This window comes from Oleiphilus sp. HI0125 (assembly GCF_001635355.1).
Window position 1 is genome coordinate 1 of sequence record NZ_LWGF01001224.1, and the last position, 914, is coordinate 914.

Annotated in this window: 1 protein-coding gene; it reads right to left on the reverse strand. The window is 43.3% G+C overall.

The features are described 5' to 3' along the window. Positions 1 to 914, reverse strand: a 914-nt coding sequence (gene sbcB / locus A3762_RS21315; protein ID WP_156493650.1) for an exodeoxyribonuclease I, incomplete at both ends; no start/stop codon positions are given.

Genomic DNA, 914 nt, shown 5'->3' on the forward strand with positions numbered 1-914 from the left:
TCGAGATCCATCCCCCAAGCCTTTAAACGCTCTTCGGGAATGACCTTAATCATTGACGCTGGCGCGAGCATTGGGCATTTATTCAAATGAATTAACTTCAAAGCAGGACGAATATTTACTGGGTTACCTGAACTATCTAGTTCAGTTTTTTTATACAACAGCGCCTTGATCTCATCGGATGAATGCTGAAGAAGAACATTGGGGTTCTGACGAAGGTCAAAAGCAATAATTGCATTTTTATTAGTAGGATGCGGCATCAACGGATACATCATCCCTATACAACCCTTATCTACGGCAATTTTTGACGATACATGCAAAAACGGTTGCCCTTGATGCTGATCCAGAAAATTTTGGACTGCGGTCTTACTGCGCATATCGAATGCAAATTTGTATAAAGCTGGCTGCCTTTGCTTAATCAATTTGGCTAGTTCAATCGTGGCATACACATCAGACATAGCGTCGTGCGCAGCCTCATGCGCGATGCCATTTGCTTCTGTTAACTTCTCTAGTCGGAAGGACACCTTGCCATCATCGCCAGTAGGCCAATTAATACCGTCAGGACGTAAAGCATAAGCAAGCCGAACAACATCAATAATGTCCCACCTAGAATTCCCGTTTTTCCACTCTCTTTCATAAGGATCATAAAAGTTGCGATAAAACAGGTTTCTGCTCACCTCATCATCAAATCGGACACTGTTGTAACCCGCAACGCAGGTTTCTGCCTGACAAAAGATTTCCGAAATGTTTTTTGCAAACTGAGCTTCTGAAACACCCTCTGCCATTGCTTTTTGTGGAGTGATACCAGTGACCAGACACGCTTGAACAGAAGGCAGATAATCTTCTGTTGGCTGTGAGAAGATAGTAACGGGCTCTTCGATGATATTGAGTTCGAGATCCGTTCTTACACCAGCAAA